This is a genomic window from Parafrankia irregularis, from assembly GCF_001536285.1.
GTDB classification, from domain to species: Bacteria; Actinomycetota; Actinomycetes; order Frankiales; family Frankiaceae; genus Parafrankia; species Parafrankia irregularis.
This window is the reverse complement of record NZ_FAOZ01000002.1, coordinates 16,418-41,534: the sequence shown is the minus strand read 5'-3', so window position 1 is coordinate 41,534 and position 25,117 is coordinate 16,418. Positions and strand designations below refer to the sequence as shown.

The window sequence follows — 25,117 nt, the reverse complement described above, 5'->3', positions numbered from 1 at the left end:
TGGGCGGCAGGAGAAGGCCTGCCGCCCCGAACGGGGGAATGATGACGGAATCTCTGGTGGACGCGAGCGAGGCCACCTGGTTCGCGGAACGCTGCGCGGCACTCGTCCGCAACGTGGAGACGTTGATCCGGGGCAAGACCGAGATCGTTCGGCTCGTCACCGTGTGCATGGCGGCCGAGGGCCACGTGCTGATCGACGACGTCCCCGGAACGGGCAAGACGTCGCTGGCGAAGGCGGTGGCGAACTCGGTCGCCGGCACGATGCGGCGGATCCAGTTCACGCCCGACCTGCTGCCCACCGACGTCACCGGCGTGCAGGTGTGGAACCAGGAGAAGAAGGCCTTCGAGTTCCAGGCGGGCCCGATCTTCGGCAACATCATTCTGGCCGACGAGGTGAACCGCGCCTCGCCGAAGACACAGTCGGCCCTGCTGGAGGTCATGGAGGAACAGCAGGTCACCGTGGACGGCCAGCCGCTCGCGGTACCGCGCCCGTTCGTCGTCGTCGCCACCCAGAACCCGGTCGAGCACGGCGGGACGTACGACCTGCCCGAGGCGCAGATCGACCGGTTCATGATGCGCCTCACGCTCGGCTACCCCGACCACGCGGCCGAGGTGGAGGTGCTGGCGAACCGCCGAGGCGGCCAGTCCGCCGCCGCGGTGACGCCCGTTCTGACCACGGCCGACGTCGAACGCATGATCGGGATCGCCCGGCGGGTGCACCTGTCCGCGCAGCTGCTGGGGTACATCGTCACGCTCGCCGACGCCACCCGGCGCCGGCCCGAGGTGCGCCTCGGGGTGAGCACCCGCGGTGCGCTGGCGCTCGCCGCCGCCGCGCAGGCGCACGCGGCTGCCGACGGCCGCACCTACGCGACGCCGGACGACGTCAAGGCGCTGGCACCGTCCGTTCTCGCGCACCGGGTGCTGCTGCGTCCCGAGGCGGAGATGTCGGGCCTGCGTGCCGTCGACCTGCTCGGTGAGACGCTCGCGTCGGTCCCGGTCCCGAACCAGCGGCTGGCGATGCGGTGATCACGCGATCCGGTGCCACGATGATCGTGGCCGCGGCGGTGCTCCTCGTAGCGGGGATCCTGCTCGACTATCCGGAGCTGGTCGTTCTCGGGCTGGGCGCGGTGACGGTCGTGGCCGCGGCCGCCGGCTGGATGCTCGCCAGGCCCGAGGTGACGATCGAGCGCGAGATCCGTCCGGACCGGGTCGCCGAGGGCGGGACGGCCCGCGGCGTCCTGGTCGTGACCAACACGGCGCGACGTCGCTCCCCACCGATGGTCGTCGGCGAGTCGGTGGGCGGGCAGCGGGTCGGGATCACGGTGGCGAGCCTGCCGCCGGGCGGCTGCCAGCAGGCCGAATACCAGCTGCCGACGGCCCAGCGCGGCGTCTTCGAGGTCGGGCCGCTGACCCTCGGGCACGCCGACCCGCTGCGGCTGATGCATCTGCGGCGGGGGTTCCCGTCCCGGTCGGTGCTGCGGGTGTACCCGAAGCTGCTGCCGGTGGTGCCGCTGCCGACCGGCGGATCACCGGACCTGGACGGACCGACCACCGCCGCCGCCGCGCCGGGCGGCGTGGCCTTCCACGGCCTGCGCGACTACGTCCGCGGCGACGACCTGCGTCTCATCCACTGGCGTTCCACCGCGCGGGCCGGCAAGTTCATGGTCCGCCACAACGTCGTGCCCCGCGAGCCGCGGATGCTGGTCGTGCTCGACACCAGCGCCGCTCCCTACCTGGACGCCCCGAACGGCGGCCGTGCGAACGACGGCCGCCGCGGTGACGGCGCCGGTCACAGCGCCGGCGATGGCCGCGGCCGGGGACAGGTACAGGTGCACGGCCACTTCGAGGACGCGGTGCGCATCGCCGCCTCGCTCGCCGCCGCCGCGGTGACGCACGGCTTTCCCGTCGAGGTGCATACGACCGGTGGCCAGCGCGCGGTCGCCCAGCGGGGCGAAGGGGCGCCGATGGCGGTCCTCGACCTGCTCGCCGGGGTCGAGGCCCGTGCGGACGACCCGGGCCTGACCGCACTGACGGGGATGGTCCCCCGCGACGGCGGTGTCGTGCTCGGGATCGTGACCGGTCAGCCGGCCGCGGCCGCCGCGGCCACGGTGTCGGCGGTCCGCCCACGGTTCGCGATGGTGACTCTCGTCCAGGTCGGTGCGGCACCGGGGCGGCCCGGCCCGGCGGTTCGCGGGGCGCTGGTGCTCAACGTGCGCACCAGCGAGGATTTCGTGGCCGCCTGGAACACGCGGGTGGCCCGTTGAGCCGCGAGACGCAGGTACCGGGCGCCGGTGCGCTGCCCGGGGGCGCCGCGGGGCGGCAACGAGATCTCGCCCTTGCGGACATCTCCGACGCGGCCACGCTGCTGGCACCGCCGACCGCGGGACGACCACCGGGTCCACTGCCTGCGGTACCCATGCCGATACCGATGCCCGCCGCCCCGTCCTCGTCTGCGTCTGTGCCGGCGGCCGCGGCCACCGCTGTGGCACCCACGGCAGTGGGCTCGAAGGCCCGGCCCCTGGGCCGTCGGTTCACGCAGGCCGCCGTGGTCGTCCTGCTGATGGCGCAGGTGGCGGCGACCTACCGTGGCTTCTTCGCGGGCACCGCGTTCCTGGCGCCGCTCGGCGGCGCGGTGCTGCTGGCAGGCGTGCTGGCCGCGGCGACATCCGCCCGCCTGAAGATCGACGCGATCGTGGCGGTCGCCGCCGGAGGCTGGCTGCTGTTCGCGCCGCTCGCCCTGTTCGGCGCCCGCGGCGGCGCCGCGCCGTCGGCCTTCACCGACGCGCTGCGCGACGGCTGGGCGGACCTGCTGACCGTCGGGCTGCCCGCCGACCCGACCGGCGAGCTGCTGCTCGCCCCGAGCCTGCTGCTGTGGGCGGCCACGTTCGCCGCCGTCGCGCTGGTCCTGCGCACCCAGGCGGTGCTGCTCCCGCTGCTACCCGCGGTGCTCGCCGAGGTTCTCACCCTGATCGTCACCGCGGCCGGTGAACGGTCCCAGCTGCTGCTCACCGGATGCCTCACCTGCACCGCGCTCGTGCTGGTGCTGCTGCGGGCGTCGCAGTCCGGCGAAGCGGACGGACAGGAGGGTTCCGGCCCGTCGGCGTCAGTGCTGGTGCTCGGGCTGCCGCTGGTCGCCGCCGCCGCCGCGGTCGCGACCGTCGGCGCGGCCGTCCTCCCCCTCGCCGACGGCGATGGGCGCTTCGACCCGAGGGAGCATCGGACCCCACCGGTCGAGGCGACACCGCTGCTCGACCCGCTCGCCCAGGTGCAGGTCGAGCTGCGGACGAATCCGCCGCGCTCGCTGTTCACCGCGCGGCTCTCCACCAGCACCGGACGCCTCCCCGTGGACCGGCTGCGCATCGCCGCGCTCGGCGACTTCGACGGGGCGACCTGGCGCGACGCCGGGCTCTTCCTGCGCGCCGGCAGCACCCTGCCCCAGGACGGCCCGGCCGTGACGGTCCCCACCGCCCAGGTGGGCCTGGACGTGTCGATCGAGGCCTGGGACCGCACCCTGCTGCCGCAGGTCGGTGTGCCGGTCACGCTGCACGGGCGGGAGATCTCCGTCCAGGCCGAGTCGGGTGCCGTCGCGGCGACGTCCGTCCCGCGCGACGGCGACGGCTACCAGCTGCGGGCCGAGGTCGCCACCCCCGGCGCGGAGGACCTCCGTCTCGCCCGCGCGGCGATCGGGCCCGCGACGGACGGTGCGGTGGCGCTGCCGCCAGGCCTGGCCCCCGAGCTGACGCAGCTCGCCGACGAGGTGATGGGGACGGCGGCGACGTCCTACGACAAGCTGCTCGCGCTGGAACGCTACCTGCGTGACCCGCAGCGTTTCCCGTACGACGGGGACGCCCGGCCGGGCCACTCGTACGGCGCCGTGACCCGCCTGCTCGACGCCGGCAGGACAGCAGCCAGCGGCACGACAGCCGCATCGGGCACGGGCACGGGTTCCGGGTCGGGGCCCGGGTCGGACGCGGACCGCCGTGGCTACGCCGAGCAGCACGCCGCCGCCTTCGCCATCCTCGCCCGCACCCAGGGGTTCCCGACCCGGATCGCGGTCGGCTACCTGCTGGACGAACAGTCCGGTGACGGCCAGGGGACCTTCCACGTGACGACCCGACAGGCCCACGCCTGGCCGGAGGTTGCGCTCGACGGGCTCGGCTGGGTCCCGTTCGAGCCCACCGACGTCAGCCGGCTCGGGCTCGCGCTGCCCCCGGTCGACCGCGCGACCGGCGCCGACACCGGCCAGCAGGAACAGAGCGTGGATGTGGTGACCCCGGTCGTCGTCCCCCAGCTCGACCCGGCCGGCACGGGCGCCGGCGGCGGCACGGGCACCGGCCGGAGCTGGACGTGGCTCGGCTACGCCGCCGCGGCGGCCACCGTGCCGGTGCTGCTGGTCGCGCTGGTCCCGGTGGAGAAGCGTCGCCGCCGGCGACGACGGCGGCGCACCGGCACCCCGACCACGCGGATCGAGGCCGCCTGGCGGGAGGTCGGCGACCGGCTCGCCGAACACGGCCTGACCGGCACCGCCGCGCTCACCCCGCGGCAGGTCTGCGGCCACGCCGGGGCTCTGCCCGGCTGCGCCCCGGCGGCGCACCATCTCGAGGCGCTGGCGCCGCTGGTCACGATGGCGCTTTTCGCCGCCGCCGAGCCGGGCGAGGACGACGCCCGCCAGGCCTGGCACCTGACCGACCTGACCATCAACGATCTCGGACGTCGGCCCGGGCACGGCTGGCACGGGCACGGTGCACGGGCGCGGGCCGCGCTCGACCCGCGCCCGCTGCTGCCCCGCTCCCGCTCTGACTCCCGCTCCCGCTCGGGCCGGCCGAGGGACGTACACGAGGTGACGCGATGACGAACCTGCGCCGGCCCCCGAAGGTGCGCCGGCCCCCGAACGTGCGCGGGCCCCGGAAGGTGCCGCGGCCCCGGAACATGCTGCGGGTGGTGGTCGCGCTGGCGCTGCTCGCCGGTGGGGCGGTGCTCGTCGGCCAGGCCGGCGGGGTGCCGGGCAGGCTGCTGGCCGTCGAGGACGGCGCGGCCTGGCTGGTGTCCTCCGCCACCGGCCAGGCCGCGCTCGTCGACGGTGCGTCGTCCCAGGTGGTGACCAAGGTCGCCGTCGGCAGCGGGGATCTGACGTCCGCGCAGTCGGGGCCGGACGCCTACGTCGTCAACCGCACGGCGGGCAGTGTGCTGCGCATCGACGGCGCGACGTACGAAGCCTCCGAACCAGTCCGGTTCGGTTCGGGCCAGCGACAGCTGCGGGTGTTTCCGACCAGCGCCGCGACCTACGTCGTCGACGAGGAGTCGGGCCTGGTCACGACCGCCGACCCTGGCACCCTGCAGGCACGTTCGCTGCAGTCGGTCGCGGCGCGCGCCGGGTCGGGCAGCGCGGTCACCGACAGCTCCGGCCGGCTGTGGCTGATCGACCGCGACAACGGCGACCTGGTGCGGCTCGACGAGCACGGCGGGAAGGGCCGGACCCGCGCCGGTGTCGCCGCCAGCAGCCAGCTCGTCCTCGCCGGCGACCGGCCGGCCGTGGTCGACCCGGCGGCCCGCACCGTCCACGCGGTCGGCGACACCGGCGGCGGAGGCGGCGCCAGCGGCGACGACGCCAGCGGAGGCGGCGCCAGCGGCGACGACGCCAGCGGAGGCGGAGGCAGCGGCGGCAGCGGAAGCGACGGAGGCGGTGCCGAAATCGGGCCCGATGCCAGCACCTGCCTGGAGACGACGGCCACCGACCGGTCGGTGGTGATCCTCGGCAGCACGAGCCGTCCGGTGGTGTACGCGGCCAGCGGCCAGCACGGCACGCTGGTGATCAGCAATCTTGCGACGGGGCGTTGCGACACCGTCGTGGATCTCGCCGCGGCAGGCCACGACCTGGGCCAGCCGCGGGAGGCCGCCGGCCGGGTGTTCCTCCCCGACTTCACCGACGGGCATGTCATCGTCGTCGACGTCGACCAGCGCCGGGTCGTCGCCCGGCCCGAGGTGCTGCCCGCCGGCACCCGGTTCGAGCTGGTCACGCAGGGCCCGTTCATCTTCTTCAACGACCCGTCCAGCTTCCGGGCCGGCGCGATCCGCCTCGACGGCAGCGTGCGGGTCATCGAGAAGTACAACCCGGACCGGCCCGGTGACGGCCTCGCCGGCGGCTCCGCGACCAGCGGCGCAGGCGCTGGCGACAGCAGCACGGACGGCGGCGCGCAACCCGCGACGGCACCGCTGCCCGACACCGCCCCCTCCCCGCGCATCAGCGACGTGAAGAACACTTCGGACGGCGCCGAAACCAGCGACCCCGAGGTGACGATCCAGGTGTCGGCGGTCCGGGTCCGGATCGGCCAGCCGGTCACACTGCGCCTCGCCGCCCGGGACGGAACCCGGATCGCGGGCGCGACCTGGTCCTTCGGCGACGGCACGACCGGCAGCGGCAGCCAGGCGAGCCACGCCTGGTCCCAGTTGGGGAACTACCTGGTCGTCGCGCACGCCGTCCTCGCGGACGGCCGCCGCGCCACCCCCGCCGTGCACCTCACCGTCGACCGCCGCGGCACACCATCGGTCGAGAACGCCGCCGCCCCACCGGGAACGGCACCGATCGACGCGCCGCCGACGAACCTGCTCGTCGCACGACTGACGGTGACACCGGCGAGCGGCGAGGCGCCGCTGCACATCACCGCGGACGCCTCCGGCTCCACCGCGGGCACGGCCCCGATCGCCGGCTACGCCTTCGACTTCGGCGACGGCACCGCGGCCGGCGGCCCGGGGGCGGCGGCGAGCGCCACCCACACCTACGAGTCCGCCCAGCCCGGAGCAACCTTCGTCGTGTCGGCAACCGTGACCGACCAGGCAGGGAACACCAGCCGCGCCAGCCAGCAGGTCACGATCATCGGTTCGGGTGCACCGGCCGTCCCCACCATGACCGTGACCGCCGCCGGCGACCGCTGGCGCGTCGAGGCGGCCCCCGGCACGGGCGGCGCACCGACCGCCCGCTTCGGTCTCACCGCCGACCGGGCGGACGTCCAGGTCACCCCGATCACGGAAAGGATCTTCGACGTGATCCCGTCGACCTGCGACGGCTTCAACCTGACTCTCACCGCCTACGCCGCCGACGGCACCGAGACCCCGGCCAACCCACAGGTCCTCGACCCAGGCGAACTCGACCCGCAGTCGGTCGGCCTGTGCGCTCCCGAGAAGCCGGTGCTCGAGGTGCAACCCGCCGACGGCTTCGGCTTCAGTGTCGTCGTCAAAGATCCGGTCACGGACGGGTCGGTCACCTACGCGTGGTCCTACACGGACGGCGGTGGCGGCGCCGGTTTCAGCGTGCAGCCGCAGGCTGACCGGATCTCCTTCCGTACCACCGACTGCAGCCAGATCACCGTCACGGTGACGGCCACCGGCACAGGCGGAGCCCTGACCTCCGACCCGGTCACCGGCATGGGCTGCACCACGCCCGCCGCGGTCGTCATCACCGGGACGGTCGTCGGCACCCAGATCACCTGGACCCTGACCCCGCCGACCAACACCTACGTGGAGCAGTACTCCGTCTCGCAGACGTTTCCGGGCGTCGGCGGCCAGGACGCGCAGAACAGCGTCACGACGGCGCTCTCGACCACCATCGTCGTCGACGGCGTTCTCGGTGGGACCTACGGAATCACCGTCGAAGCGAGGAACGCGGCCGGCAGCTCAACCGCCCACGACGAGGTCACCCTGGACAGCGGCGGCCCGCCCCCGACAACAACGTCGCCACCCCCCAGCGAGACCACGGGTCCGCCGGAGACCGAACCGACGACTCCAACGCCCGAACCGACCACGCCGACAACCGACCCGTCGACGCCGACAACCGAACCGACCACGCCGCAGACAACCGACCCGCCGACGACGGATCCGGAGCCGATCCCGGATCCGCCGGAGACCACCGAGCCGCCGCCCGCGCCGACGCCGGAGCCGACCCCGCCGGCGGGCGGATAACACCGTGGTGGCGCCGGGACGGAACAGTTCCGTCCCGGCGCTGCGGGGTCTGGCCATCCGTGGGCGTCCCAGCGGCCTCAGTACGGTTTGGGCTGGTGGTAAGCACGTCCGTCGAGGACGGTTGTCATGGTGCCGGTGGGTTTGTAGATGTTGGTGATGACGGACCGTGGGGAGACGGTGTAGCCGCCTGGTTCACTCGTCCGTTTCGTGCCGGTGTGCTGCCCGGTGAGCGTGAGGTTCGCGTGGAACGTGATGTCACTGCCGCCGGTCCCGGCGTTCTGGACGCTCTCGGTGCCGTTGACGGTGTTGACGCCGTCGTCGCTGAAGTCGGTGTAGGTGACGGAGATCGACGCCAGGCCGGTCTTCGTCGCGTTCTCCGCTATCTTGACGGCGGCCCTGCCGGACGCCTTGCCCTTGAGCGTGTAATCACCGGCGGGAATGTGCGGAAGGGCGGGGGCCGGATCTCCCGCCTGGTAGGGCGTGCCCCAGGGGATGGTGTCCGGGAGCGGGCTGACGGCGGGCGGCTTCTGCGGCGTGCGGCTCGTGAGCTCGGCGAGCATCAGTCGTGAGGTGCGACCGCCCGGCTCGCTGGACGGCGGGCAGGTGGCTGGGTCGCCGACGGCCGGACCGCAGTTCTCCGCCGACGGATAGGCCTGCCAGTAAGTGATCTTCGTGCCGTCCGGGGAGAAGGCGGAGTCGGCTCTCGAACCCCACAGCGGGTCGTCCGCGCCGCTGCCGGGCCCCGCCGCAAGGGTGGAACAGGAACCGGTCCTGCACGTGTTGATCTGCTGGCCGTTGTAGCCGTCGCGAGGCCCGTACTGGTCGATGAGGAATGGCTGGAAGAGGCGGCGGTCGTGAATGTTGTAGCCCGCCGAGATCGCGGCGCCGGTCGGGAGCAGGTCGGTGATGGGTGGAACCCCTGGCAGCCCGGTCAGGAAATAGAACCGGTCCTGGTAGCGGACGTCCATCTCCAGCGACCATTTGCCATCCGCCGAGCTGGAGATGGGGTCGCTGTACCCGGGGTCGCCGTCTATACGGCGGGTCTCGCCGGTGGTCAGGTTGGTCGCGACATGGTCGAGGTTGGCTGACTGGAAGTTGGCGATGCCGAGCGCCGACTGGCCGTCACCGGTCCAGCCCTTGAACTCGCCGAGCGTGTGGGCCTGCTTGCGGACGAGCTGGGCCGGATTGGCCGGATCCACCCGGAGGAAGGTGCCGAACGGCTCGTCGGAGCTGTAGAGCCCGGTGATGTTCGTGATGTCGTAGCGCGGCGTTCGCGGTTCCCCGGTGGACGGGTTGGGGTTGAACGTGAGGGTTCCGTAGTAGGCGAGCTCGCCGAACATGTCGTCGGCGGTCGCGGGGAAGATGACGCGGTTCCAGCCGACGTGCACGTTGTCCGGGTTCAGCTTGAGCCCGATCATCATCCCACTGCCGCCGGACTCGTCGGCCGTGGTTCCCCAGCGAACCGGGTAGACGTGGAGCGCCTCCGGAGTGCAGCCCGGGTCCAGGATCCTGTGTTGTCCGCAGTCGACGATGTTGTTGCCGGCGAGGATCCTGGAGCCGTTCCGGAAAGGCTGGGCCCAGTCGAACTGGCTGGACGCACCGGCGCGGTTCTCGGCCGGTATCCCGCACGTGATGCATTTCCAGGCGTCCCCGCCGGGAAACGTCACCCCGCCCGTTTTGATCATGGCGAGCTGACTGCCGGTGTAGATGCTCGCCGGGGCGGGAGCCGCTGGTGCTCCGGCGTAGGTGAAGGTCGCAAGGACCGTGTCGTTGTCGAGGAAGTTGCCAGCCGAGACGGACGCAATGCAGCCGGTACCGCGCGGGTTGACGGCGGGCGTGCACGATCCCTCGTCGGCCGAGGGTGCAGTCGGGGGCACCGGTAGCTCGACGAGATCGATCGGCTCGGGCTTTGGTGGCGCCGGGATACCCACTGCCTGGCCGCTGGGACGCGCAGGGTCGCCCGACGATCCCGAGCCTTCACAGGCGCCGAATAACAACGCCGCCGCGAGGACACCGACGAGCCATCTCAAATGCTGCCCGCGAGCCTGCGCCATTCGTCCTCCTGAACCTCGGTAGGCCTTCTGCCCACATTTCCGGCGAGACCGTACCGACCAGGGCATTAGCTCAGCGTTAGCGCACGGAGGCGACCGCGGTCGCGGAGTCGGGGACCCGCTCGAACGGCAGGCGGCAGGACACCGGGGTCGATCGAGTCATGTGGCCGCTCGCCCGCACGGTGCACATCGGGCCAGAACGCCGAGCGCCCCATCCGGTCCAGGTACTGTCTGGCACGCGTGCGGTGCGCGCGCGCCAGGTCAGATGGGGTGGAGGGCGGTACGGGTGACACAGCCGGGGATCTTCGGGCTCGGTACTCCGGAGCACTGCTATCTGGAGTTCTCGCTGCACCAGGACGCGTCCGCCGCCGATATGGTCAAGGCGGTCGCGGGCCTGAGCGACCCGCTGTCGACCGGCGGCGGGGTGAACCTCGTCGTGGGCTTCCGGCCCGAGCTGTGGGCACAGGTCGCACCGGACGAGCTGCCTCCGGACGTCCGGAGCTTCACCGAGCCGATCATCGGCACCGACGGTTTCCAGATGCCGGCCACCCAGCGGGACGCCTGGGTGTGGGTCGCGGGCGGCGACCGCACGGCGGTGTTCAACAACAGCCGCAACGTCATCGCCGCCCTCGTCGACATCGCGTCGGTGGCCAGCGAGGTCACCGGCTGGGGGTACGAGCACAACCGTGACCTGACCGGCTTCATCGACGGGACGGAGAACCCGTCCCTGCTGGTGGCGCCGAATGTCGCGGTCGTGGGGGCGGGCGGGCCGGGCGCTGGCAGCAGCGTGCTGCTGTTCCAGCAGTGGCGGCACGACTCCGACGCCTTCCAGGCCCTGCCCGTCGAGGAGCAGGAGCGGGTGATCGGGCGGACGAAAGCCGACAGCGTCGAGCTGGGCGAGGACGTCATGCCCGCCACCTCGCACGTCTCGCGGACAGTCGTCGAGGAGGACGGCGAGGAGCTCAAGATCTTCCGCCGGAACACCGCCTACGGTGCCGCCACCGAGCACGGCACGATGTTCGTCGGCTTCAGCCGCGAGCAGCGGGTGCTCGACATCATGCTGCGCCGGATGGCCGGCGCCTACGACGATGGCCTGCGCGACGAGCTCACCCGCTACTCGACGCCGGTGAGCGGCGCCTACTACCTGATCCCGTCGGTGGCCGCGCTGAGCCGTTTCGCCCCCGAAGACGAGGACTGAGCGGACCGGGGGCTGAGTCAGCCAGGCCGTCTACGCCCCGGGGCGCTCGGCCGGCCGCGGCGCCGGCCCGGCGATGGGGCCGGACCGGCGTGCCCGCCGGCCGCGTGCGATCTCGGTGGCCAGTGCGTCGAGGGGCTGGACGAACTGGCCGAGTTGGTCAGCGTCGCATGCAGCGGACTCAACGGGCTCGCCTGGCACGACCACCGGGACGCCTGACACGGCCACCGGGTCCGCTGGCACGGCCGCCGGGTCGACTGCCCGGGAGGTCGCGGTTTCCCGGGCGGCGCGCGCGAGGCGGGTGAACCAGTCCTGGGCGGCCTCGATCCCGGCTGGGTCGAGGGCGTAGAAGCGGCGGGCGCCCGCGGCCCGCACAGTCACCAGGCCCGCGTCGCGTAGCACCCGTAGATGCTGCGAGACGGCGGGCTGGGAGATCTGCGCGTCGGCTCGCAGCGCCTCGACGACGGCCCCCGCCGGCTGCTCTCCACCCGCGGCCAGCAGCTCCAGAATCCGTCGGCGGGTCGGTTCGCCGAGCGCGTCGAGGGCGAGGTCCACCTAGTTCCCGGAACCCGAGGAACCCTCGGAGTCCGAGGGTTCCTCGGGCAGGGTTGTGTAGAAGGCGACCGTCCGCCCCGCGGCGTCGTGGGCCGGGCCGGGCTCGTCGCCGTCACTGACAGCGGCGTCTGCCCAGCCGGCGGCTGACCTGCGGACGAACTCGATCCCTTCGGGCGACGTGGGAAAGGTGATCGCGATCGTCGGGTCGACCGGCGCGCCGCTTTCCAGGTGCAGGCCGAGGCCCATCAGCGCGAGGTCCCAGCCGACACCGACCGCACCCGGGCCGAACTGCCCCCACATCTGTGGGTCGACCGGTGCCTCATGGACAAGCTCCAGTGTGGTGCCCCGGCCAGCCGGGGCGAGCGTGATCTCCAGCCACGACATCATCTCCCCGAACTCCCAGGTCACGGCGAACGAGTCGGGTGCGGTGCAGCGTTCGACCACGCCACCGGCGTTGCCTTCGAGCTGGTAGCGGCCACCGACCTCAAGGTCTCCGCTGACGGGCAGGAACCATCGCGGGATGCGCTCGGGGCTGGTCAGCGCCTCCCAGAGGTCGAGCCGGTCGGTGGGATAGGTGCGGCGAGCCACGACGATCCTGGTCGCGGCCCCACCCCGGGTGCCGCTTCGAACCTCTCGGACTACCAGCCCGGCCGTGGCCGCGGGATCAGCGATCATAACCTCACCCTATAAGCATGGGCTTATATTTCAAGCGTATGCGCCTGCCATTGTCGGGCGAGTTCGGCGGGCCGCGTCCGCATCGACACGTCCCGGCGGTCGCGCTGGCAGCGCGGACGAGGTCATGCGCGGTTCGGGAGGTTCGGGTGGTTCACGGTTCCGCGGAACCGCCCGACCGATGCGGTTCCGCGGAGCCACCACACCGCGCGGTTCCGCGGAACCGCCCCTCGTCAGGTGAGCCCGGCGATGACGGCGTTGAGGGATTCGGACGTCACGGCGCTGAACAGTCGCGCCGCGATCCGCCCGTCGGAATCGAGCACAAAGGTTGTCGGCAGACCCGGTACGTTCCAGCGCGCCGCCACAGTGCCCCGCTCATCGACGATGTTCGGGTAGCGCACGGCGTTGTCTCGCACGAAGGCCCGGGCGGCGGAGGAACCGTCGGCCTCACGGTTCACGCCGATGAAGGCGACCTCCGGATGTGTCTGCGCCATCTCGACCAACGCCCTCGTCTCCGCCCTGCACGGCCCGCACCAGGAGGCCCAGAAATTGACCACGGCCGGACGGCCACGAATGGACGAGAGGTCGAACGCGTCTCCGGTGAGAGTCCGGCCGGACATCGCCGGCGCCGGCTTCCGGTCAACGGCCGGAATCACCTCGGCGGCACCGCCTACCGACCCGCGTTCGCCGCGGCCATCCGCCGAACCACCGGCAGAACCGTCCGCCGTGCTCGCCCCGGGCGAACATCCCGCGAATGCCAGTACCAGGCTGGCCCCGACCACCAGCGCGAGAACTGCCAGGCGAGCGGATCCCGGTAGTAACCGTCGTTCGTTCTCCACAGGAGAGCACCTCATCGCCATTCCAGCCAGACGACTTCTACAAGACGTAGAAGCTACCGAACCGGAATCGCACCGGTCTCGCGCCGATACAGGCGTCAGGTTATCCTGACATCATGAGCAAGAGCGGAAGTCCGTGGCAGGACGCCCGCCGCGCTTGGGAACACCTCGCCGGCTGGCATCGCACCCCCTCGAAACCACCCGCCGACAACCCCGACAACCTCAACAGCCCCGGAGAAGCGGCGCTGGAGGCGCTGACCGACATCGGCACGGTGCGCAGACTGCTGGATCAGGTCGAGCTGGACGCGGTCCGCGCCGCCCGGCGGGAACGCAGGTCCTGGGCAGAGATCGCGATTCGGCTCGGCGTCAGCCGGCAGTCCGCCTGGGAACGCTGGCACGAGCTCGACGATGAGATCGCGGGCCCGCGTCCGCCCGCTGGCACCAGCGGGGAGGCCGGCGGCAAGGGCGCCGGTGGCAACGCCAGCGGCACCGCGAGTGGCCAGCCCGGCGACGCTCCCGACGAGAACGCCACGCAGAGCCGACGGCGCTCACTGCGTTTCGGGACGGAATCCCTGCTCGGCCGGGCGGCGAGCGAGATGCTGCAGGACGCGACCGACCAGCTCTCGGACGCACGGCGGCGGCCACGGCGGCACTCCCGCGTCGTACCGAGCGTGATCGGCCTTTCCTGGGACGATGCGCGCGTCAAGCTCTCCGGAGTGAGCCTGATCGGGGTCGGGCCGGATCCCGACGGCCCGCCGGTCCCCGTCGACGCGCTCGACTCCGGTTCGGTCGTGGTGAGCCAGGTTCCCGCCGCCGGCACCCGGGTGGCGATCGGCACGATGGTGCGACTCAGCCTCGGGCCCGGCGGTGGCTCCGCGGGCGTACGCGAGCCCCGGCGGCCGGTGCCGTCGCCGATCCCCGCCCGCGAGATGCACCACGAGCCTGCCGACGAGGCGGTCGGCTGACCCGCCACGAAGGCAGCGGGCACGGCCATGGCCGGCACGACAACGGCCACGGCCACGGCAGCCACAGCGGGAGCTTCCTCGTCGCGGGCGCCTACCTGCTCGACTGCCTGATCAGCACGCCCCGGCTACCGGTGTGGGGGGACGACCTGCGCGCCGACGCGATCCGGACCGCCCCCGGTGGAAAGGCCCTCAACCAGGCCGTCACCCTCGCCCGGCTCGGTGCGCGGGTGACGGCCCTCGGATGTGTCGGAGCCGACGCGGTCGGCGCGGCCGTCCGGGGCGCCCTCGCCGCCGAGGGCATCGACACCGCCGCGATGGCGGTCGTCCCAGGCCGGCCGACTCCGGTCTGCGTCGTCTACTCCCGCGCCGACGGGGAGAACGCCTTCGTGTGGCAGGTGCCGGATGCCTTCGCCGTCACCGCCGATCTCGTCACCGCCGCCCTCGGCGAAACCGGCCCGGCCGCGGGCGCGGCGCGGCCACCGGAGGCGCTGTTCGTCACGCTCGACGCCCCTGAGCACATCGGAGGCGTGCTGCGTGCGGCAGGGGAACACGGCCTGCGTGTGGTGGTGAATCCGGCGCCGCTGCCGGCGGACCTGTCAGTCGTCGGCGGGATCGCGTGGGAGCAGGTCGACATCCTGGTTCCCAACGAGGCCGAGGCGCGGGCCCTGCTCGCCGGTCGGCGAGGTGCACACGGGCCCGCCGCGCATCTCGCCGACGCCATCGCCGACGAGCTGGGCGTGGAAACGGTCTGCGTGACCCTCGCCGAGCGCGGGTGCGTCCTGCGGATCGACGGGAGCAGCACCGCCGTCCCCGCGCCACCAGCCGAGGTCGTCGACACCACCGCGGCCAGCGACGCCTTCACCGCGGTGCTCTGCGCCCAGCTCCTCACCGGTGCCGGTGCCGGTGCCCGGGCCGCCGTCCGCCGAGCCCAGCACGCCGCCGCGCTCACCATCAGCCGCCCCGGTGCCTACGAGGCACTTCCCACCCGGGCCGAGCTGCGTGGCTGGCCCGACGAGGAAAGCAACCGGTAGCGGCGGCACCAACCGCTGTTACCGGTCGCCTCACTCCGTCAGGTCACCGGTCGCCGGTCAGCGGCCACCGCCTCCAGCGGGGACGCCGCCGGTGAATCCACCGCCCGCGAAGCCACCGCCGGCGCCGCCGGGGAACGTCCCGCCGCCGTTGTTGCTGCTGCTGCCACCGCCGAACAGTCCGCCGCTGTTGGACGAGTCGTCCGAATCGTCGGAGGGCAGCGCGGCGTTGACGTCGGCGAGGACGACCTGGTCACCGGCTTCGAGTCCGGAGGTCACCTCGGTCCGCTCGGGGCCGGTCGCGCCGATCTGCACCTGGACGGCCGTCGCCTTGCCGTCCTTCAGCACGTTGACCGTGGTCAGCTGGCCGGTGCGGTGCACCGCGGACGTCGGCACGGTCAGGACGTCCCTGACCTCCTTGACCGTGATCGACACGCTGGCGCCGGTGCCGTCATAGAGGTTGGCGCTGCTCGGCTTCAGCACGATCCTGACCGGATAGGTCGTCGTCGACCCGGTGCTGCTGTTCAGCGCGCCGATCGACGACACCGTGCCGGTCAGGGGCTCCTTGACACCGTCGACGGTGATGGTCGCCGGGTTGGACACCTTCACCGTGTCGACGGCGGACAGCGGGACCGTCGTGGTGATCTGCTTGTCGCCTTCGCCGAGCACGGTGATGGTCGCGCTCGACGAGAAGGAGCTGACCTCGCTGCCGACGGCGACCGAGATGGCGCCGACCGTCCCGCTGATCGGGCTGGTGAGCGTGGCGCCGTTCAGGTTCGCCTGGGCCACCGTGACCTGCGCGGCCGCCGCGTCGATGGCGGCCTGGTCGGCGGCGAGCTGCTCGGCGGTGGCCACCTGGGTCGTCCGCGTCGACGAACCGCCGCCCGTAGCGCCGGACATCGCGCCACCAGAGGTGGAGCCGCTGCCACCGGAGCCGCTGAAGCCCGAACCACCAGTGCCACCGGTACCGCCAGTCGTGCCGGTGGCACCGGTGGTACCGGTCGTGGATCCGCCGGTGCCGCTGGTCGCCCCACGCCCGTCCGTGCCAGGAGTCGCGCTCTGCGTCGCAGTCGAGCCGGTGCCGCCGGAGGGGCTGGCTGCCGCGGATGGGCGGCTACCGGTGCCTGTACCAGTACCCGCACCGCTGCCGGTACCCGCACCGCTGCCGGTACCCGCACCGCTGCCGGTCGAGCCCGTCGCGGACGGCTTCGGGGAGGGAGCGGTCGAGGGCCGGCCACCCGTACCGGAGCCGTTCGTACCGGAGCCGTTCGTACCGGAGCCGTTCGTACCGGAGCCGTTGGTGCCCGGAGCGGACGTCCCGCCGGGGGACGGCGAGGTCGACGGAGGCGAGGTCTGCGGCGCGCCTGATCCGCCGCCGGCGCTGCTCAGCGCGCTGACGGCCTTGTCGAGGTTGGTCTTCGCCGAGGCGAGACGCGAGGTCAGGGAGGCCAGGTTCGACCCGCCCGACGCACCGGACGACCCGCTGAACCTGGTCACGAGCGCGTTGATCGCGTTCTGGCACCGCGTGACGTCGATGGTGCCGGTGCCGCCCACCTGCTGGATCTTCACGGTGTACTCGGCACCGGCCTTCAGCCCGGTGAAGGTGTACGAGCCGGTCCTGGTCGCGATGACGGAGCCGTTCCGGCTCAGCGTCACCTTGTCCTGGTCGCCGACGGTGCCGCTGATCGTGCCGGCCGTGGTCGGCGTCGCCGTGAAGGAGATCGGGGCGGGCGCGGCGCCACTGCCCACAGCGCAGCCGCCGCCCTGGGCGGTCAGCGCGGTCAGGTCGGCACCGAGATCCGCCAGCACGCTGTCCAGCTCCGACTGGGCGGCGATCACGTCCTGCTGTGCCGCGGTCACCGCGGTCGCCAGCGTGCTCGGCTTCCCGGGGGTGGTCGTCGTCGCGGCCGCAGTCGCGGCCGTGGCGGTGGTGTTCGCGGCGGTGGTGTTCGCGGCGGTGCGGATGGCGGCGCCCGAGGAGACGCTCACGATCCGTCCCGCCGAGACCGTGGCCACGACCCGTCCGGTCTCCAGGCTCGTCAGTTGCACGCCGGTGGAACCGCCAGACCCGGGGGCGGCCGTGGAACCGGACGCGGAGTTCGCCAGCAGGCTGACCGCGCCGTCCGACGACCCGGAGGTCAGGTTCGTCGACCCGCCCTGCGAGCCGCCGCTACTGCTGCTGGATGTCTGCCCGGACGCGTCGTTCGCCAGCGTCAGCTTCGCGTCAGCCAGGTTCTGGTTCGCCGTGTTGAGCGCGACCTGCAGCGCGGCCGGGTCCAGATAGGCGAGCACCTGCCCGGCGCTGACCTTGTCGCCGATCTGCACCGGCACCGAGGTCACCGTCCCGCTGACCGGGAAGGCGAGGGTCGCCGTGTTGACCGTGCTCAGGGTTCCGACCGAGGTCAGGGTCTGAGTGACCGATGCGGTGCTCGCGGCGGCGAGCCGGTAGGAGGGGCCGTCATCCCCGCTGGTCGCGAGCCCCGTGCCCACTCCTGCCGCCACGACCACCACTGCGGTCACCGCAACGGCCACGCCCTTGCGCCGGGGCTTCGGCCGGCGCCGCCGGCTCCGCATCGCAGTGGAGTCCGGCTTGGCCCGCACCGCACCGTCAGCCGGCACCGCACCGTCAGCCGCAGGCACAGCGCCGTCAGCCGGAACGGCACCGTCGGCCGGAACGGCACCATCAGCCGGAACGGCACCATCAGCGGGAACGGCACCATGGGCAACGGCGACGTCCTCAGCCATTGGCAGTCCCGTTGCCGTTGGAGCCGTTGCCGCCCGCACCGCCGCCGCCGCCGAACCCGCCACCGCCGCCGAACCCGCCGGCACCGAAGCCGGTCGTGCAGGTTCCGTTCGTCGCGTCGCTCAGCGCGATCCGGGTCGCGGTCACGGTGCCGGTGTCGTCGGTGTCGCCGTTCACGACCGCGCACCGCCCGACCGTCGCCGCGTCGGCGGCCGCCGTGGCCGACCTGGTGTAGGTGGTGCTGCCGTCGACGAGCACCGTGTAGGTGACGGTCTCGTTGCTGCCGAAGCTGGTGCCCGAGACGGTGATCGTGGAGCCGGAGACCGCCGTCACCTCGCCCGTCGCCCGCCCACCGAACCCGCCGCCGCCCCCCGGCGCGCCCTGACCACCGTTGCCGCCGCCACCGAAGCCACCGCCCTGGCCGCCAGGCGCGCCGCTCGGCATCGCGGTCGGCATACCACTCGGCATACCGCTGGGCGTACCGCTCGGCCGGGTGCCGCCGCCGAAGCCGGTGGTGCAGGAGCCGTCGGTCGGCTGGCTGATCGACACGGTCGTGGCCGTGAAGGACGTCGGCATGGCCGTCGGCTGCGCCGTGGACCGCGCGCTGGGCGTGCCGGAGGCCTGCGTGCCACCCGTGGACACGCTCGCCGCGGTGACGCACACGCCGGTCGTGACATCGCCCAGGGCCGCCGAGACGGTCTGGGTGAACGTGGTGCTGTCGCCGAACTTCACCGCGACCTGGCCGGACTGCTGGTTCTGCACCTGCATGGTGCCCGAGTCGACCGCCGCGATGAGGCCCGACGCGGCAGCGCCGCCGGCCCGTCCGCCGCCGGTGCCCTGCCCGGTCTGACCGCCGCCCTGCTCGCCCTGCGCGTTGGACGTCCCGGAGGAGCCACCGCAGCCGGCCAGCACAGCGGTCAGCACGGCGGCGGACGCGACAGCGGCGGCGACGGACGCGCGACGACGCGCGGGACGACGTCCACCGGTCGATGACCCGTATGGCCCGGATGACTCGGATGACTCGGATGACTCGGTCGACGGCACGGACCCGGTCGATGGAACGGAAGTGGGAGCCTGGCCAGTCATGTTCTTTGTCCTCGTCATGGTCGGCGACTAGTCGCTGCGGAGCGCGTCGATGGGAGCCAGTCGGGCGGCGCGGCTGGCGGGATAGACACCGAAGGCGACGCCGATGGCCACGGCGACGGCGAGGGAGCCGAACACCGCCCACCAGACGATGGCCACCGAGTTGTCGATGAACTGGGGCAGTACCAGCGCCCCGGTGATGCCCAGCAGGGCACCGACCGCGCCGCCGACGAGGCTGAGCATCGACGCCTCGATGAGGAACTGCCGTCGGATCGCGGCGGGCGGTGCGCCCAGGGCCTTGCGCAGCCCGATCTCGCGGGTGCGCTCGGTCACCGAGACCAGCATGATGTTCATGACACCGATACCGCCCACCAGCAGCGACAGCGCCGCGATGCCGGCCAGCAGCACGGTGAGCGTCCTGCTCACGGACGTCGCCGTGTCGAGCAGCGAGTCCTGGGTGGTGATCGTGAAATCCGCGCTGGACGAGTCCGTGATGCTGTGCTGGTTCAGCAGCAGGTTGTTGGCTTCCTGGTAGGCCGCCGACAGCGTGTCCGCGGAGGTCGCCTTGATGTAGATGGTCGAGACCGAGTTGCGGGTCGTCCCGCCGAACAGCCGGTTCGCCCCGGTCGACATCGGCACGATGGCCTGGTCGTCGAGGTTGCTCGAGCTGTCCGACCCGGCCGATTCGAGCACCCCGATGACCTGGAACGCGATGTTGTTGATCGTCACGCTCTGGCCGACCGGGCTGCGTCGGCCGAACAGCTCCGTCGCCGTGTCCGAGGCCAGGACGGTGACCGCCGCCGACTGAGCTTCGTCCGTCGTGGTGATGAAGCGGCCCTCGGTGAGGGTGCGGCTGCGCACGGGCAGCCAGTCCGGGGTGGTGCCGACCACGGTGGTCGTCCAGTTCGTCGAACCGTTCAGCAGCGACATGGAGCTCTGCTTGATCGGGGCGACGCCCTCGATGTCGGGGGCGGCGGTCTTCGACGTCAGCGCGGTCGCGTCGGACGTGGTCAGTGTCGACGAGGAGCCGAACCCGCCGCGCAGGCCTGTCGAGGAGTCCGTCGAGCTGCCCGGCGAGACGATGAGCAGGTTGCTGCCCAGCGAGTTGATCTCCTCGCCCACCTCGTCCTGCGCACCGACACCGAGGCCCACGGTGAGGACCACGGCGGCGATGCCGATCAGGATGCCGAGCACCGTCAGCCCGGACCGCAGCCGGTGGGTGCGGATGGCGTCCAGCCCGGTGCGGAGTGTCTCCAGCCAGCCCATCAGCGGGTCGCCACCTGAGTCGTCGGCTGAGTCGCCGGCTTAGTCGCCGGATGCGCGACCGGCTGGGCCGCCACGGCGGAAGCCGAGCCAGCCGCGGAGTCGACTGCGGCGTCGGCCGCGGAGTCGGAATCGATCAGCCCGTCCCGGATCCGAAGCACCCGCCGGGCCCGGTCGGCCACCTCCTGCTCGTGGGTGATCAGGACGATCGTTCGGCCCTGCGCGTGCAGCTCGTCGAAGAGGTTCAGCACGTCGCGGGTCGCCGTCGAGTCGAGGTTGCCGGTCGGCTCGTCGGCGAGGATGAGGGACGGGTCGCCGACCAGCGCGCGGGCCACCGCGACCCGCTGCTGCTGGCCGCCGGAAAGCTCACCGGGCCGGTGCTCGACCCGATCGGCGAGGCCGACCCGCTCCAGCGCGGCGACGGCCCGGCTGCGGCGGACGTCCCGCCGCTCCCCCCGGTACACCAGCGGCAGCTCGACGTTGCGCCAGGCGGACAGCGACGGCAGCAGGTTGAACTGCTGGAAGACGAACCCGATCCGGCGGTTGCGGATCTCGGCCAGGTCCTCCTCGGTCATCGCGCTGACGTCCTCGCCGGAAAGCCGGTAGGTGCCGCCGGTGAGCACGTCGAGGCAGCCGATGATGTGCATCAACGTCGACTTTCCCGAGCCGGACGGACCGACGATGGCGACGTACTCGCCCTGGCCGATCCGGGTCGAGACACCGCGCAGCGCGGCGACGTCCAACGCACCGGCCCGGTACGACTTGGACACCTGGTCCAGCTCGATGACCGGTGCCCCGGTTGCAGCTCCGGTCGCGGTCGCGGTTCCGGTCGCGGTTCCGGTCGCGGTCGCGTGCTCGGCGCCCAGCGGCAACCGAGCCAGCGGCATCGTCGCCGGCTCCTCGTAGGCCACCGGGGTGAACTGGGACGGGACGTCCCGGGACTCGGTGCCCCTGGCCCAGATGTCCGTGCTCGAGGAGTCCGGGGCCGGGGAGTCCGGGGCCGGGGTGCCTGCCGTCGGCGTGTCCGTGAGCCCCTGCTGGGGTGACTCGGCCGCCGCCGCACGCTCACGCCTGCGCGATCTCCTGGCCATGTCAGTTGCCCCCGCCGGGGAAGCCGCCCCCGCCGCCGGCCGCTCCCCCACCCGGGAAGCTGCCGCCACCGGGGAAGCTGCCGGTGCCGCCGCCGAAGCCGCCGTAGCCCTGGCCACCGTTGCGGTTCGTGGTGCCGCCACCGGTGCCGGTACCGCCGGGGACCACACTGATGACGTCGTACTTCACCTGGTCGCCCTCGGACAGGCCGGAGACGATCTGGGTGTAGCCGCCGCTGGCGGTTCCGGTGGTGACCTCGCGGGTCGTCGTCGAGTCACCGGAGACGAGCTTCACGACGGACTTGCCGTCCTGCTGGGTGATCGCGCTGGTCGGGATGACCAGGACATTGCTGAGCTGCTTGTAGATGAGGGTGACGGTCGCGCTGGCGCCGGAGTGCAGGCCGGTGGGGCTGCCCGTCACCTTGATCACCACGGGGAAGGTCGCGGTCTGGCCGGAGCTGGACGCGATCAGGCCCACCGACTCGACCGTTCCGTAGATCGTGCTGCTGGTCCCGCTCGCGGCCGTGCCCGAACCGGTGCCGGTGCCGCCCGTCGTGCCGGTGCCGCCCGTCGTGCCGCCACTCGTCGTGCCGCCACCCGCGGTGCCGCCGGCGGCCACACCGCCGTTTCGGGCCGCGAACTGCCCGAAGCCTCCGCCGGTGGTGGTGGAGGAAGAGCTGCTTGAGCTCGGCACGATCGTCGCCTGGTTGCCCTTGGCGATCAGATCGACGCTGTTGGAGTCGACGGTCGCGTTGACGATCCACGAGTCGGTGCTGATGACCGTGATCTGCCCGCTCGTCGACGTGGTGGACGTGCTCCCCGAACCGGTGGACGTCCCGCCGCCCGCGCTCATTCCGCCTGTGCCGCCGCTGCCGCCGCCGGATGACCCGGAGCTGCTCGAGGAGCCGGAGACCTGCTGCCCGACCACGAGGCCCATGCTCGTCACGACGCCGTTGACCGGCGAGGTCATGGTCGCCCCGGCCAGGTCCTCCTCCGCCGAGGTGACGCCGTCCGTCGCGGTCGTGACCGCCGACTCGTCGGCGGCGATCTGCTCGCTGGAGGCGTCGGCACTCTCGTCGGAGGCGAGTTTCTCCTGGGCGTTGGCCAGCGTCAGCTTCGCCTGGGCGAGGCTGGCGGCCAGCGAGGCCGAGTCGATCGCCGCCAGCTTCTGGCCGACGGTCACCTTGTCACCCTCGCTGACCAGGACACTGGTGACCTTGCCGGACGCCGGGAACGTCAGATCAGACTGGGTCGCGGGTGCGATCGTGCCGGTCGTGGAGATCGACTGCTTGATCGTACTGAGCTCCGCCGTCACCGTTCGCGAGGTGACAGTCGGCGTCGCCGCGTCCGCGTCGTCGGATCCACCACGGGTGACCGCGTAGATGATGATGCCGGCGGCGATGACCACCACCACGACCAGCGCGACCAGCAGTCGACGGCGCGCAGCCAGCCGGCCCACGAATGTCATGACCGGGCGCATGGGGCCGGTATCTGTCTCTGCACGTTCGAGAGCCTCTCGAGGGCAGCTGTGGCCAGCCCGTGCGGAATCTATGTGTAGGCTATGAATCACCGTTTCCGTTGTTTAGTGCATGGATTTGTGCTGGTAGGTCGATGGGCACCCAGATGATCCGGGTTCGGGCGGCGGGCAGACGTTGATCCCACTCCGGAATACCGCACACCGATCCACTGCGACACCACCGGATCGACGAACATCCACCGATCACACGCGAACACCGACAGGTCGACCACGCGGGCGACCGGATGTTCCTCCTGATGCGCCGCCGGACCGAGCCCCGGCGTTCCGTCGCCAGTTCCCGGGACGGCGCTTGACCTGAAGCCCGGTTGAGCCTGCAGGATCAGCACATGATCTTCACCACCGTCGAACTCGCCTATCTGGCCGGGCAGCGCCTCGGCCGGCTGGCCACCGTCGCGCCGGACGGCACACCACAGAACAGCCCGGTCGGTTTCCGGCACAACGCCGCCACCGACACCATTGACGTGCACGGGTACAACCTGGGCGCCAGCCGCAAGTTCCGCAACGTCGCCGCGACCAGGGTGGTCTCCCTCGTCGTGGACGACATCGCATCGGTCGACCCCTGGCAGGTGCGCGGACTGGAGATCCGCGGGGAGGCCGACGCCGTCACCGGCGAGGATCCCCCGGAGGGATACCTGAGCCCGGAGGTGATCCGCATTCGTCCACGACGGATCATCAGCTGGGGAATCGACCCGGAAGCGCCCGGGATGCAGGCGCGCAACACCTCACTCTGAATCCGCGCACGGCCGGCGGCGACTGATTCCCGTTGGTCCGGGGTATGCCCGAGCTGCAATGAACCTTTTCCGTCGTCAACGCGGACTCGCGGCATCCCTGGCTGTGGGCCGTGAGATGGAAAAGGCTCAGTCCGGCCGGAACTTCCTCGATGACATGGCGTTTCATGCGCCGGGGGGAGCAGAGATGGCGTACCGGAAGAGCACCCGATTCCCACTGCTGATCGCCGCTGCCGCACTCGGTTCGACTCTTTCCGCGGCGCCCGCCCTGGCCGCGCCGGCGTCACCGCCACCTGACCGCGTGCCCACCGCCGCTGGATGCTACTGGCGTCATGTGAGCGGCCACTGGGTCTGGGCGGCCGGAGAACGGCGCTGGGTGCCCCCGCGATCCGTCTGGGTCTGCGGGCGCGGGTAATCCTGGGCCCGGTCGGCGGCAGCCCACCCGCCGACCGGGCCAACCGCTCGTTCCCCAACCGCGCCTCGCTCGTTCTCCGACCGCCGTCCCCCGACCGCCCGCCTGACCGCCCACCCGCCGGCGGAACCTGCCACCGGAACCGCCTGCGTAGGAGCCACCGGCGGCGATACGGTCAGCTGCGCCGCGTCGCCTGCGGCACAGGCGAGCCGGAGGCGCCCGCACATGCAGGTCCAGACACCGTGCCGAGACCAGCGGTCCGCACCGACACCCACGCGGCGCACGACCGCGGACCGGCCGGCCGCGGTCCGCACGGCCACCGGACCCACGGCCGTGGAGGTGTTCCCCGCGATCGAGGACTCGGCCGACGGCGGCCCCGGACCGGACGAGCAGCGGCGCGGGCGCGGACGACGGCTCAGGCAACGGCTTGCGCGATGGCGTGCTCGGCGGCGCGAGCGGCGCCGTGGGCGGCGGCGCTCCTCGGCCGATGCCGACGACGGATGCGACGCTCTCGACGCATGTGACGGTTGTGACGCCTGCGACGGTTGCGACGGATTTCCCGCCTTTCTCGCCCTGTCGACCTGGTTCACCGTGCTGTCGACGCTGGCAGCCGCCGGTGCCCGCCTTCGCCTCGGCCACACCGCGGGCACCAACCACACCGGACGACACTCCAGCCACGCCGGACACGCCAGTCACGCCGGACACACCGGTGGATCCGTCGCGCGGTCGGCGTCCGTCCGCGGTGCGCTCGGGGCCATTCACCTGTACCAGCGGTTCGGGTCGCCGCGGATGCGGGCGCGGTGCCGCTACACGCCCACCTGCAGTGCCTTCGCCGCCATGGCGATAACCCGCCACGGGCTGGCCGACGGAGCCGCCCTGACCGCACGCCGGCTGCGCGGCTGCCGTCCGGGGGTCGTTCCGGGCACCGCCGACCCGGTTCCCTAAGCCCAGGCGCAAGTAGCAGCAGCGGCAGCGGTGACGGCCGGCAGGCCGCGGGCGGCGACAC

Annotated in this window: 18 protein-coding genes; 9 read left to right on the top strand and 9 right to left on the bottom strand. The window is 72.4% G+C overall.

The window, feature by feature from the left end:
- The first annotated feature begins 41 nt into the window (after positions 1-41).
- Genes AWX74_RS02640 through AWX74_RS02625 form a run of 4 tightly spaced genes read left to right on the top strand, consistent with a single transcriptional unit; the run spans position 42 to position 7,955 of the window.
- The gene (locus AWX74_RS02640) at positions 42-1,025 is read left to right on the top strand and encodes an AAA family ATPase (protein WP_207550244.1); all 984 of its coding nucleotides are present in this window, start codon (positions 42-44) and stop codon (positions 1,023-1,025) included.
- Positions 1,022-2,263, top strand: coding sequence for a DUF58 domain-containing protein (locus AWX74_RS02635; RefSeq protein WP_242666043.1), 1,242 nt, complete (start codon positions 1,022-1,024; stop codon positions 2,261-2,263). Before AWX74_RS02640 ends, AWX74_RS02635 begins: the two co-directional genes overlap by 4 nt.
- Positions 2,260-4,851 carry a transglutaminase-like domain-containing protein gene (locus AWX74_RS02630; protein ID WP_131799388.1) on the top strand — a complete coding sequence of 864 codons (2,592 nt, stop codon included), beginning with the start codon at positions 2,260-2,262 and terminating at the stop codon, positions 4,849-4,851. Before AWX74_RS02635 ends, AWX74_RS02630 begins: the two co-directional genes overlap by 4 nt.
- Positions 4,848-7,955 (top strand): PKD domain-containing protein, encoded by a 3,108-nt coding sequence (locus AWX74_RS02625; protein WP_091271245.1) that lies wholly within the window; start codon positions 4,848-4,850, stop codon positions 7,953-7,955. Before AWX74_RS02630 ends, AWX74_RS02625 begins: the two co-directional genes overlap by 4 nt.
- Before the next feature lie 77 nt (positions 7,956-8,032).
- Here AWX74_RS02625 and AWX74_RS02620 read toward each other — a convergent pair whose 3' ends face one another.
- The gene (locus tag AWX74_RS02620; RefSeq protein ID WP_242666042.1) at positions 8,033-9,832 is read right to left on the bottom strand and encodes a hypothetical protein; all 1,800 of its coding nucleotides are present in this window, start codon (positions 9,830-9,832) and stop codon (positions 8,033-8,035) included.
- Positions 9,833-10,292: 460 nt separating this feature from the next.
- On the opposite strand from AWX74_RS02620, the gene AWX74_RS02615 reads away from it, so the two are divergent.
- The gene (locus AWX74_RS02615; protein ID WP_091271243.1) at positions 10,293-11,204 is read left to right on the top strand and encodes a Dyp-type peroxidase; all 912 of its coding nucleotides are present in this window, start codon (positions 10,293-10,295) and stop codon (positions 11,202-11,204) included.
- A gap of 30 nt (positions 11,205-11,234) precedes the next feature.
- Here the strand turns inward: AWX74_RS02615 and AWX74_RS41090 are convergent, their stop codons facing one another.
- The 3 genes from AWX74_RS41090 to AWX74_RS02600 all read right to left on the bottom strand — a co-directional run bounded on the left by AWX74_RS41090 (position 11,235) and on the right by AWX74_RS02600 (position 13,267).
- A complete protein-coding gene (locus tag AWX74_RS41090) occupies positions 11,235-11,756 on the bottom strand; it encodes an ArsR/SmtB family transcription factor (RefSeq protein WP_091271241.1) in 522 nt (173 codons plus the stop codon).
- Complete coding sequence (locus tag AWX74_RS02605; RefSeq protein ID WP_091271239.1) at positions 11,757-12,431, bottom strand: SRPBCC family protein; 675 nt, start codon at positions 12,429-12,431, stop codon at positions 11,757-11,759.
- A 230-nt stretch (positions 12,432-12,661) separates the two neighbouring features.
- On the bottom strand, positions 12,662-13,267 hold the full coding sequence (locus tag AWX74_RS02600; protein WP_165615442.1) for a TlpA family protein disulfide reductase: 606 nt from the start codon (positions 13,265-13,267) through the stop codon (positions 12,662-12,664).
- Positions 13,268-13,380: 113 nt separating this feature from the next.
- Between AWX74_RS02600 and AWX74_RS02595 the strand changes: the two genes are divergently transcribed.
- Positions 13,381-14,229, top strand: a complete 849-nt coding sequence (locus tag AWX74_RS02595) for a PASTA domain-containing protein (RefSeq protein WP_091271236.1) — start codon at positions 13,381-13,383, stop codon at positions 14,227-14,229.
- A 131-nt stretch (positions 14,230-14,360) separates the two neighbouring features.
- The gene (locus AWX74_RS02590; protein ID WP_091271234.1) at positions 14,361-15,260 is read left to right on the top strand and encodes a PfkB family carbohydrate kinase; all 900 of its coding nucleotides are present in this window, start codon (positions 14,361-14,363) and stop codon (positions 15,258-15,260) included.
- A gap of 57 nt (positions 15,261-15,317) precedes the next feature.
- Here AWX74_RS02590 and AWX74_RS02585 read toward each other — a convergent pair whose 3' ends face one another.
- The 5 genes from AWX74_RS02585 to AWX74_RS02560 all read right to left on the bottom strand — a co-directional run bounded on the left by AWX74_RS02585 (position 15,318) and on the right by AWX74_RS02560 (position 22,902).
- Positions 15,318-18,002, bottom strand: coding sequence for a permuted SH3 domain-containing protein (locus AWX74_RS02585; RefSeq protein WP_091272002.1), 2,685 nt, complete (start codon positions 18,000-18,002; stop codon positions 15,318-15,320).
- Positions 17,995-18,924 carry a hypothetical protein gene (locus tag AWX74_RS02580; RefSeq protein ID WP_091271232.1) on the bottom strand — a complete coding sequence of 310 codons (930 nt, stop codon included), beginning with the start codon at positions 18,922-18,924 and terminating at the stop codon, positions 17,995-17,997. Before AWX74_RS02580 ends, AWX74_RS02585 begins: the two co-directional genes overlap by 8 nt.
- A gap of 189 nt (positions 18,925-19,113) precedes the next feature.
- Positions 19,114-20,349: an ABC transporter permease gene (locus tag AWX74_RS02570; protein ID WP_091271228.1), complete on the bottom strand. Its 1,236-nt coding sequence runs from the start codon at positions 20,347-20,349 to the stop codon at positions 19,114-19,116.
- Entirely contained in the window at positions 20,349-21,437 is a 1,089-nt protein-coding gene (locus tag AWX74_RS02565; RefSeq protein ID WP_091271999.1) for an ABC transporter ATP-binding protein, read from the bottom strand. The genes AWX74_RS02570 and AWX74_RS02565 overlap by 1 nt, the downstream gene beginning before the upstream one ends.
- A 1-nt stretch (position 21,438) precedes the next feature.
- A complete protein-coding gene (locus AWX74_RS02560; protein ID WP_165615441.1) occupies positions 21,439-22,902 on the bottom strand; it encodes an efflux RND transporter periplasmic adaptor subunit in 1,464 nt (487 codons plus the stop codon).
- 395 nt (positions 22,903-23,297) lie between these two features.
- Between AWX74_RS02560 and AWX74_RS02555 the strand changes: the two genes are divergently transcribed.
- Together AWX74_RS02555 and yidD are read left to right on the top strand one after the other, a co-directional pair.
- Complete coding sequence (locus AWX74_RS02555; protein WP_091271224.1) at positions 23,298-23,702, top strand: PPOX class F420-dependent oxidoreductase; 405 nt, start codon at positions 23,298-23,300, stop codon at positions 23,700-23,702.
- A gap of 634 nt (positions 23,703-24,336) precedes the next feature.
- A complete protein-coding gene (yidD, locus tag AWX74_RS02545; protein WP_091271219.1) occupies positions 24,337-25,056 on the top strand; it encodes a membrane protein insertion efficiency factor YidD in 720 nt (239 codons plus the stop codon).
- Positions 25,057-25,117: the final 61 nt, after the last annotated feature.

Coding starts and splice junctions, on each gene's coding strand:
- AWX74_RS02640 (WP_207550244.1), top strand. CDS start 42: ATGACGGAATCTCTGGTGGACGCGAGCGAGGCCACCTGGTTCGCGGAA.
- AWX74_RS02625 (WP_091271245.1), top strand. CDS start 4,848: ATGACGAACCTGCGCCGGCCCCCGAAGGTGCGCCGGCCCCCGAACGTG.
- AWX74_RS02605 (WP_091271239.1), bottom strand. CDS start 12,431: ATGATCGCTGATCCCGCGGCCACGGCCGGGCTGGTAGTCCGAGAGGTT.
- AWX74_RS02595 (WP_091271236.1), top strand. CDS start 13,381: ATGAGCAAGAGCGGAAGTCCGTGGCAGGACGCCCGCCGCGCTTGGGAA.
- AWX74_RS02585 (WP_091272002.1), bottom strand. CDS start 18,002: ATGGCTGAGGACGTCGCCGTTGCCCATGGTGCCGTTCCCGCTGATGGT.
- AWX74_RS02570 (WP_091271228.1), bottom strand. CDS start 20,349: ATGGGCTGGCTGGAGACACTCCGCACCGGGCTGGACGCCATCCGCACC.
- AWX74_RS02565 (WP_091271999.1), bottom strand. CDS start 21,437: ATGGCCAGGAGATCGCGCAGGCGTGAGCGTGCGGCGGCGGCCGAGTCA.
- AWX74_RS02560 (WP_165615441.1), bottom strand. CDS start 22,902: ATGACATTCGTGGGCCGGCTGGCTGCGCGCCGTCGACTGCTGGTCGCG.
- AWX74_RS02555 (WP_091271224.1), top strand. CDS start 23,298: ATGATCTTCACCACCGTCGAACTCGCCTATCTGGCCGGGCAGCGCCTC.
- yidD (WP_091271219.1), top strand. CDS start 24,337: ATGCAGGTCCAGACACCGTGCCGAGACCAGCGGTCCGCACCGACACCC.